Below are 8788 nucleotides of genomic sequence, written 5' to 3' on the forward strand. Positions count from 1 at the left end.
CCGAAAGATTATGACCATCCTCAGCGCCATGCTTCGACACAACCAACCCTGGTATCCAGACAAAGCCTGAAAACACAGTTGCTCATCCGTCGCCTTCGGCGACACCTTCTCCCACAAGGGGAGAAGGGAAGAAGCGGCGGCGCTAACGCCAAGGCTGCAGGTTCGTGTCCCGCACATAGGCGATGATCGTGTCGCAGACGGCGTTCATGTCTTTCAGGACGTCGTCATTCCAAAGGCGCAGAACACGAAAGCCCCTCGCCTTCAGTTCGGCGTCACGGCTGCGATCCGAAGCCGAGTCCGCATGCTGGCTGCCGTCGATCTCGATGATCAGGCTGGTTTCGATGCAAACGAAATCCGCTATGTATTTGCCAAAGGGCACCTGGCGGCGGAATTTTATCCCGTCGAGCCTGCGGTCGCGCAGCTCCTGCCAAAGCCTGCCCTCAGCCTCTGTCATGGTACGACGAAGCGAGCGAGCAAAATTGCGTTTGGCGGGAGGGACGGCTTGATGCGGCATGACATCAGATTAGTCGGACGCTGCGGTCCGTCTACAGCCCTGGTGGCATTTCCTTCTCCCCTTGTGGGGTCCGAAGGACGGGCGAGACCGGTGGCTTGCCCCGGGGGTGGACCGGTGCGCCAGCGCCGAGAGCGGAGTGAGGCGTAGGCGTTCCCTGGAGCACCCCTCATCCGTCGCCTTCGGCGACACCTTCTCCCACAGGGGGAGAAGGAAGAAGGCGGCGTTACTGCGTCAGCGCGGTGTCCGAGGGCCGCTTGTTGAAGTCGCACTTGCCGGTGACGTTGTAGAAGAAGTCGGCGTTGCTGACCGGCGCCGGGACCGCGTTGCCGCCGTCTTCCCAGGCCTGATAGGCTGTCGAACCGCAAGGCACGAGGCCGAAGATATCGACGACCTGGCCGGTCGCGATCTCATTGTAATTGATAGCGTTGGTCTGCGGATCCTTGATCCCGCTGTAGAGCCGGTTGGAGGTGGTCGGATCATTCGTCTTGAGATATTGCGGGTTGCCTGATGGCACATACATCTGCAGACTGAGGCCACCCATCTGGCTGACATCGATGGACGCGCCGGTGCCATCGGCGGGATACATCGTGTCGACACAGTAAAATTTTGTCTGGAACTTGTCGGTCTGGATCACCGCACCGGCGGGCGGGTTGGAGCCGGCGAGCTTGCAAACCTGCGTCTGGGCCACCGTGGTGACGGTCTTGCCGGTCGAATCGGTCGTAAGGATGCTGGTGGTGGTGGTGCCATAGCCCTTCGGGTCTCCGGTCTTGCCATAGACGTAGTCGATCGTCATCAGCGGCTTGGCCGTCGTCGCACCGAATTGCGTGCCGTAGAGCGTCATCTTCTTGTTCCAGTAGCCCGATACGCCGGTGACCTTGAAGTTGGCCGCGACCAGCGCCGGCGGCTTGCTGACCGCCGAGGCCACGGCGATCGGCACGGTGTCGATCCTGGCGATGGTCATGAAAACGGTCGGCATGGCGAAACTTGCCGTGGCCCGCGCGGTGGTCGCGGTGGCGGTGGTCCCAGCGACGAAGCTGGTCAGCGTCGCTGTGCCTTGTCCGCCGTTGGCGATGAAGGAATCCTGCAGCATCGTCTGGCGCTGCGGCAGCGTCGACGTGGTGTCCATGGTGGTGATCGTCAGGATCGCGGCATCCAGCGCCTGCTGCTGGTTGGACCTGGTCTGGACCGCGCCGGTGTAGTCGACCGAGAAGCCGACGGCCGCGATCAGCGGCATCAGGCTCACCAGGAAGAGCGGCATCATCGACCCGCCGCGGGAACGGGCAAAGCCACTTGCAAGCTTGAACATTTCCAACCCCCAACAGGCATTAGCGAGCGTGCGATTACCACGCAGCCGGCAAACCAAGGTCTAATCTGAACGATTAAAGTTTATGCATCGTTGGCGCGCAGACCGGTTTTTCGATTCTTTTGCCGATTTCACCGCTTTGTGTGCGGCGGGCAGCCCTTGGGCGCCAAGCCTTGCCGCCGCTTGCCGCCCCTGCTAAAGCGCGCGGCATGAGCACGCCCCTCGACCACATCCGCAATTTTTCCATCGTCGCCCATATCGACCATGGCAAATCGACGCTCGCCGACCGCCTGATCCAGTCGACCGGCGGGCTGGAGCTGCGCGACATGAAGGAGCAGGTGCTGGACTCGATGGACATCGAGCGCGAGCGCGGCATCACCATAAAGGCGCAGACGGTGCGGCTGAAATACCGCGCCAACAATGGCGAGGACTATATCCTCAACCTCATCGACACGCCCGGCCATGTCGACTTCGCCTATGAAGTGTCGCGGTCGCTGGCCGCCTGCGAAGGTTCGCTGCTGGTCGTCGACGCCAGCCAGGGCGTCGAGGCGCAGACGCTCGCCAATGTCTACCAGGCGATCGACAACAACCACGAGATCGTCGTGGTGCTGAACAAGGTCGACCTGCCGGCCGCCGAGCCCGAGCGCATCCGCGAGCAGGTCGAGGAGGTGATCGGCATCGACGCGTCGGGCGCCGTGCTGATCTCGGCGAAGACCGGGCTGGGCATCCCCGACGTGCTGGAAGCCATCGTCCACCAATTGCCGCCGCCGCGCGAGGGCGATGCGACGGCACCGCTGAAGGCGATGCTGGTCGACAGCTGGTACGACGCCTATCTCGGCGTCATCGTGCTGGTGCGCATCATCGACGGCGTGCTGAAGAAGGGCCAGACCATCCGCATGATGGGCACCGGCGCAAAATATCTGGTGGAGCGCACCGGCGTGTTCACGCCGGCCCGCATCAATGTCGAGGAGCTCGGCCCCGGCGAGTTCGGCTTCTTCACCGGCTCGATCAAGGAAGTGGCCGACACGCGCGTCGGCGACACCATCACCGAGGACAAGCGCCAGACCGCGCATGCGCTGCCCGGCTTCAAGCCGGCGCAGCCGGTGGTGTTCTGCGGCCTGTTCCCGGTCGACGCCGCCGATTTCGAGGATCTGCGCGCCGCCGTCGGCAAACTGCGCCTCAACGACGCCAGCTTCTCCTATGAAATGGAAACGAGCGCGGCGCTGGGCTTCGGCTATCGCTGCGGCTTCCTTGGCCTGTTGCATCTCGAAATCATCCAGGAGCGGCTGGAGCGCGAGTTCAACCTCGACCTGATCGCCACCGCGCCATCGGTCGTCTATCGGCTGCTGCTCAATGACGGCTCGGTCAAGGAACTGCACAACCCGGCCGACATGCCCGACGTGGTGAAAATCTCGGCCATCGAAGAGCCATGGATCCGCGCCACCATCCTGACCCCCGACGACTATCTCGGCGGCATCCTGAAACTCTGCCAGGACCGGCGCGGCATCCAGGCCGACCTCTCCTATGTCGGCAAGCGCGCCATGCTGACCTACGATCTGCCGCTCAACGAAGTGGTCTTCGATTTCTACGATCGCCTGAAGTCGATCTCCAAAGGCTACGCCTCGTTCGATTACCACCTGACCGACTACCGCGAGGGCGACCTGGTGAAGATGTCGATCCTGGTCAATGAGGAGCCGGTCGACGCGCTCTCGATGCTGGTGCACCGCACGGCGGCGGAAAAGCGCGGCAGGCAGATGTGCGAGAAGCTGAAGGAGCTGATCCCGCACCACCTCTTCAAGATCCCGATCCAGGCCGCCATCGGCGGCAAGGTCATCGCGCGCGAAACCATCTCGGCGCTGCGCAAGGACGTCACGGCGAAGTGCTACGGCGGCGACGTCTCGCGCAAGCGCAAGCTGCTCGACAAGCAGAAAGAGGGCAAGAAGCGGATGCGGCAGTTCGGCAAGGTGGATATTCCGCAGGAGGCGTTTATTCAGGCGCTGAAGATGGGGGATTGAGGGGTCCGGCCTCCGGCCCGAGGCAGCGGGTCCCACCCCAGTGCGGGTGACGGGACATCCCTGGATACCTACCGCCTTTCCTTTCGCCGGACACGCCCAAGCTCGCCAAAATCAATTTGAACTGGGCTAACGCGCTTCACACCGGACGGCGGACCGCCCCTTTGAGTATACTCCGTTCCGACGTATCCTCCCCCTAGCTTGGGGAGACACCACATGCGCACCACCCTCGACACCATCGCCTCCATCGGTCTCGCCATAGGCGGCATCTTCGGCCTTGCCGGCACCTTCGTGGCGAGCGATGCGCTGCGCGAGACGCTGTGGGCGATCGACGGCGTGGCGCTGGTGGTGGCGACCGCGCTGCTGACCATGAAGTATCAGCGGCTCGGCAATGATTGCGTCGCCGCGGGCTTCCTGACCTTCCTTGCCGGCGAGAGCCTGCTTCTGGCCGGCAATGCGGCCGGGTTGCAGGCCAGCGTGCCTTCCTATGTCGGCGGCATCTCGCTTTGGGCGGCGGCGCTGATCCTGGTCAGCGTGCCCAACACTTTTGCGCTGTGGATGCGGATCACCGGGCTCATTGCCGCCGTGCTGTTCCTGGTGTCGGTGGGCATGGTGCTGTGGGGCGCGCCCTTGCTGCCGACCTCGGCGCCGCTGCCGGCCGCCGGCTATCCCTTCCTGGTGCTGACTTTCGCCGGCTGGATCTGGACCTTGCTGAAGCCCGACCGGTGAGTGCGCCCCCATGTCCGCCCCCGTCGAACTCCGCAACAGTCCCACCAACAAGTTCTCTTCCGTCGCAGGGTCGTTGCTGATGGCGGCGATTTTTGGCTTCTATACGCTGAAGGGGCTGGCCAACGGCGCCGATGGCGGGCGGGTGTTTTTGGTGGCGCTGCTGGCGCTTGGCTTCCTCGGGTTCGGCGGCTACATGGTGCGCGGCGCCTTCGACACCTCGGTCAAGGTGGTGCTCGACGAAAACGGTTTTCGCGATCGCCGCCTCGGCGACGTGCTGGTGCCCTGGGAGACGGTGAAGAGCGTGCGCCTCTCCTCCTCCGGCAAAGGCTCGGGCATGGTCAGTTTCGAACTGACCGGTGAGCCGTCCGACGCGCTGGCCAATGCGCTATTCGGCGGGAACACCGTGCGCATGGAGGTCAACTCGCTCGACATGAGCGGGCTGGACATTGTCGCCGCGATCAAGCGGCTGGCGCCGCATGTGGCGGTGACCGGGTAGGCTCTCCCTTCCCGCCCTTGTGGGGGAAGGTGTCGTCGAAGGCGACGGACGAAGGGTGCGCGACGGAGTGAGAGGGTACGGTTTCGCGCCTATCCGATGCGTTATCGAGGCGATCAGGGTGTTCGCGCCGCATGTGAGGATCACAGGTTAGGGTAAAGACGACGAAGGTTGGTGCTGCCCCTCACCTGCCTGCCGGCATCCTCTCCCCGTATAGGGACGGGGAGAGGGGTGCTGTGGCCGACGCTTTCGCCAATTATCAGCGCTGCAAGAAAAGTGCCGGCGTTGCGGCCAGCCCCTTTCTCCCCGTCCTATACGGGGAGAAATGCCCGGCAGGGCAATGAGGGGCGGCGCTGGCGCTGAAGGTGAGGCGCAGGGCGCGGCGCTTCTTCCTTCCCCCCTTGTGGGGGAAGGTGGATCGGCGCGCCAGCGCCGAGACGGATGAGGGGTGTTCCAGCTTGGCGATGCCGGAAAGATAGGCGCGGACTCAAAGCTTTAGATACGAAGGCCTCGCTCCGTGGCGCACCCCTCATCCGTCTTGCCGCTTCGCGGCAATCCACCTTCCCCCACAAGGGGGGAAGGAAGAAGTGCCGCGCTAGCCTCAGCTTTCAATCCAGACCTTCTCGAAATGCTGCTCAAGCGCCTGGTGCTGTTCGCAGCCTTCGACGCCCTTGCGATAGGTCCGGTAGACCGAGCGCCAGTAGGGTTGGATGATGATGCCAGAATCGCGCAGATTCTGCTCGATCTCGGCCATGATCTCCTTGCGGGCCTTGGCGTCGGGCATGGCCAGCGCCTTGTCGAGCAGCGCGTCGAATTCCTTCGAGGCATAGGCACTTTCGTTCCAGGCGGCGCCGGATTTATACGCCAGCGCCAGCACCTGGACGCCGAGCGGGCGGCCGAGCCATTCGGTGCAGGAGAAGGGGTATTTGCTCCAGTCGTTCCAGAAGGTGGCGGCGGGCAGCACGGTGCGCTTGATCTTGAGGCCGGCCTCGCGGACCTGCGCGGCAATCGCGTCGGCCGTGTTCTTCTGCCATTCGACGTCGACCGAGATCAGCTCGTATTCGTGGTCCGCCTTGCCGGATTCGGCGAGCAGCTTCTTGGCCTGCTCGACATCGCGCTTGGCCGGGCCGATATCGGCAAACTCAGGATGCATGGGGCCGACATGGTGGTTGTCGGCGGGCTTGCCCCGGCCGTCGAGGCCGAGCTTCAGCACGGCGGCATTGTCCACCGCGAGCTGGGCGGCGCGGCGCACCTTGACGTCGTCATAGGGCGCATTGGCGACATTGAAGCGGGCGACGATGGTCGAGCCGGTGGCGATCTCGGAATTTTTAAGCCCCATCTTGTCGGTCTGCGCGACGGCGTCGGAGGCGGTTTCGTGGTCGGTGTCGATCTCGCCGGATTCGAACGCCGACAGCATGGCGTTGGGGTCGGAGCCGTAGTCGATCCACTGGATGCCATCGAGATGGAACTCGCCCTTCCACCACGGCTTGTCCTTGCGTTTCACCTCCGCACCCGTCTCGGCGTCCCATTTCACCAACTCGCAGGGGCCGGTGGTAATGGCCAGCGCCTTCATGGGGTCGCCGTCGCCGTCATAGGAGCGGTGCATGATCAGCGCGGGATAGTCGGCCATGCCGGCGATCAGCGAAATGTCGGGCTTCGGCAGATTGAGTTTTATGGTGAAGTCGTCGACCTTCTCGATGCCGCCATCGACCACCTTCTTGGTGTCGGCATTGACCAGCGCGCCCATGCGCGCGGCGACCGAATTGCCGGCGACGCCGGCCTCGCACCAGCGGGTGAGGTTGTGGACGACATCGTCGGCATTGAAGGCGTCGCCGTTCGACCAGGTGATGCCCTTGCGCACATGCAGGGTCAACGTTTTTGCGTCGTCGCTCATCTCCCACTTTTCCAGCAGCCACGGCTCGAACGAGAAATCCGTGTTCCAGCGCACCAGATATTCGTTGCAGTGGCGCGCGACATTGGACATTTCCACGCCGTCGAAGGTGCGCGGATCCTTGAAGCCCTTGACGTTCATGGCGACGCGCAGGGTGCCGCCCTTCTTGGGTTCGGCGGCGCGGGCCGGGGCCGCGGCGATGCCGCCCAGGGCAAAGGCGCCGGCGGCGCTGACGCCGAGGCCAGCCATGAGCGCCAGATATTCGCGGCGGCTGATGCCGCCCGTCCTGAAATCCTCGGCGACGGGTCTGGCGCGCGGGTGGAGCTTGCGGTCGGTCAGCATGAATTTCATCATCGTTCCCTCTTTTGTTGGGCGTCCCGACCGATCGCCAACGCGGGGGCGGCTGCGACCGCCGGGACGCCTTTGCCTGAGGGCGCGATGATAGGGCTGGGGGATCGAGGGGAGTGTTCTGGAATCCGCAGGACTTGTGCGGTGCTCCGCTCGCGACTTCGTCATCCACGGGCGGAGCAGCCGCGCAGCGGCGTCGCGCAGACCCGAGGATCCATGCCGCGACCTCGCCGACTGGCGCAGCGGAGCAGAACCTGGACCGTGGCAACGCTTCAGAGTCCCGGCATGGATCCTAGGGTCTGCGCCGCGTCGCTGCGCTCCTTGCTTCGCCCTAGGATGACGAAGGGAAGAGGCGGCCCACAACAAAAAACCCGGCGAGGCCGGGTTTTTCAAAGCGATCCCTGTCAGCCGAGCGTCAGCTCACCTTGGTCTGCGAGGCGGCCTGGTCCTCGGCGATCTTCTGCTGGAACATCTGCGCGAAATCGATCGGGTCGAGCATCAGCGGCGGGAAGCCGCCATTGCGCGTCGCCTCGGCGATGATCTGGCGGGCGAAGGGGAACAAAAGGCGCGGGCATTCGATGAACAGGATCGGCAGCATGTGCTCCTGCGGGAAGCCCGAAATGGCGAAGACGCCGCCATAGATCAGCTCGACGTTGAACAGCACTTCCTGGTCGAAGGAAGCCTTGGCGTTCAGCGTCAGGTTGACGTCGAACTGCTTGTCGGAGAGCGGGTTGGCGTTGACGTTGACGTTGATGGCGATGCCGGGCGCCTTGTCGCGGCCGCGCAGCGAGTTGGGCGCGCCGGGGCTTTCGAAGGACAGGTCCTTGACATACTGGGCCAGCACGTTGAGCGACGGCTGCGCCGCGCTGCCATTGCCGTTGCCGTTGGCGCCGACCGGCGCGTCATCATTGCTGGCCATGAGCCGATATCCTTTTCCCCTGGGCAGTCTCGCTCACCGAATTGAATCGGGGCTGACCGAATTGAAATCGGGCGTTCGCTACCATGGCCGGCATGACAAGACAAGGTTTGCCGCCTTGTGGCCTTGGGCGATTGGGGCGGACGCTTCGTGCGGGGAAGATCATCGCCGGAGGCCAGCGCCGCCCCTCACCTGCCTGCCGGCATCCTCTCCCCGTACAGTGACGGGGAGAGGGGGTGCTGTGTCCGATGATTTCGCCAATCATCAACGTTGGAAGGATGCGGCCGGCGTTGCGGCCAGCTGTCCAGCCGATAGATGGGTAACAGAATGAACCGGATACATAGGTAACAGTTCTCCCCCTATGCGTCCGCCGCAGCGCCAAGCGGTTTGGTTGGCGCGGCGCTGCGGCGGACGAGCTTCATGCGTCTGGTGTCGATGATGCCAAGCGGATAATTATGGAAGGTAAGTGCCCATTGGCCGTCCTCGGCTTCGGTGGCCGCGACGGCTTCGCCGGCCAGTGATTGCGAGACATAGACGAAGCCGCCATTCCACCTGATCTCGCCATTGTGGCGCACCCAGCGA

General features: G+C 63.8%; 7 protein-coding genes and 1 pseudogene. 3 read left to right on the forward strand and 5 right to left on the reverse strand.

What is annotated here, in order from left to right:
- Nucleotides 1–142: 142 nt before the first annotated feature.
- Together EN804_RS34305 and EN804_RS34310 are read right to left on the reverse strand one after the other, a co-directional pair.
- Complete coding sequence (locus EN804_RS34305; RefSeq protein WP_135922280.1) at nt 143–514, reverse strand: endonuclease domain-containing protein; 372 nt, start codon at nt 512–514, stop codon at nt 143–145.
- A gap of 223 nt (nt 515–737) precedes the next feature.
- Nucleotides 738–1820, reverse strand: coding sequence for a pilus assembly protein TadG-related protein (locus tag EN804_RS34310; RefSeq protein ID WP_135922281.1), 1083 nt, complete (start codon nt 1818–1820; stop codon nt 738–740).
- Between the two features lie 206 nt (nt 1821–2026).
- Here EN804_RS34310 and lepA point away from each other — a divergent pair, with 206 nt between their 5' ends.
- From lepA to EN804_RS34325, 3 genes are all read left to right on the forward strand, one after another.
- Nucleotides 2027–3832: a translation elongation factor 4 gene (gene lepA, locus EN804_RS34315; protein WP_135922282.1), complete on the forward strand. Its 1806-nt coding sequence runs from the start codon at nt 2027–2029 to the stop codon at nt 3830–3832.
- Between the two features lie 213 nt (nt 3833–4045).
- Entirely contained in the window at nt 4046–4558 is a 513-nt protein-coding gene (locus tag EN804_RS37475; RefSeq protein WP_189524613.1) for a hypothetical protein, read from the forward strand.
- Nucleotides 4559–4568: 10 nt separating this feature from the next.
- Nucleotides 4569–5054, forward strand: a complete 486-nt coding sequence (locus EN804_RS34325) for a hypothetical protein (RefSeq protein WP_135922283.1) — start codon at nt 4569–4571, stop codon at nt 5052–5054.
- 598 nt (nt 5055–5652) lie between these two features.
- Here EN804_RS34325 and EN804_RS34330 read toward each other — a convergent pair.
- The 3 genes and pseudogenes from EN804_RS34330 to EN804_RS34340 form a co-directional block, all read right to left on the reverse strand.
- Entirely contained in the window at nt 5653–7293 is a 1641-nt protein-coding gene (locus tag EN804_RS34330; RefSeq protein WP_135922285.1) for an ABC transporter substrate-binding protein, read from the reverse strand.
- 412 nt (nt 7294–7705) lie between these two features.
- Complete coding sequence (gene secB / locus EN804_RS34335) at nt 7706–8209, reverse strand: protein-export chaperone SecB (protein WP_127277690.1); 504 nt, start codon at nt 8207–8209, stop codon at nt 7706–7708.
- Between the two features lie 356 nt (nt 8210–8565).
- A pseudogene (locus EN804_RS34340) lies at nt 8566–8788 on the reverse strand (integrase); the annotation flags it as partial.

Origin of the sequence: Mesorhizobium sp. M8A.F.Ca.ET.161.01.1.1 (genome assembly GCF_004792105.1) — a bacterium.
Lineage (GTDB): Bacteria > Pseudomonadota > Alphaproteobacteria > Rhizobiales > Rhizobiaceae > Mesorhizobium.

Coding starts and splice junctions, on each gene's coding strand:
- EN804_RS34310 (WP_135922281.1), bottom strand. CDS start 1,820: ATGTTCAAGCTTGCAAGTGGCTTTGCCCGTTCCCGCGGCGGGTCGATG.
- secB (WP_127277690.1), bottom strand. CDS start 8,209: ATGGCCAGCAATGATGACGCGCCGGTCGGCGCCAACGGCAACGGCAAT.
- EN804_RS34305 (WP_135922280.1), bottom strand. CDS start 514: ATGCCGCATCAAGCCGTCCCTCCCGCCAAACGCAATTTTGCTCGCTCG.
- EN804_RS34325 (WP_135922283.1), top strand. CDS start 4,569: ATGTCCGCCCCCGTCGAACTCCGCAACAGTCCCACCAACAAGTTCTCT.
- lepA (WP_135922282.1), top strand. CDS start 2,027: ATGAGCACGCCCCTCGACCACATCCGCAATTTTTCCATCGTCGCCCAT.
- EN804_RS37475 (WP_189524613.1), top strand. CDS start 4,046: ATGCGCACCACCCTCGACACCATCGCCTCCATCGGTCTCGCCATAGGC.
- EN804_RS34330 (WP_135922285.1), bottom strand. CDS start 7,293: ATGAAATTCATGCTGACCGACCGCAAGCTCCACCCGCGCGCCAGACCC.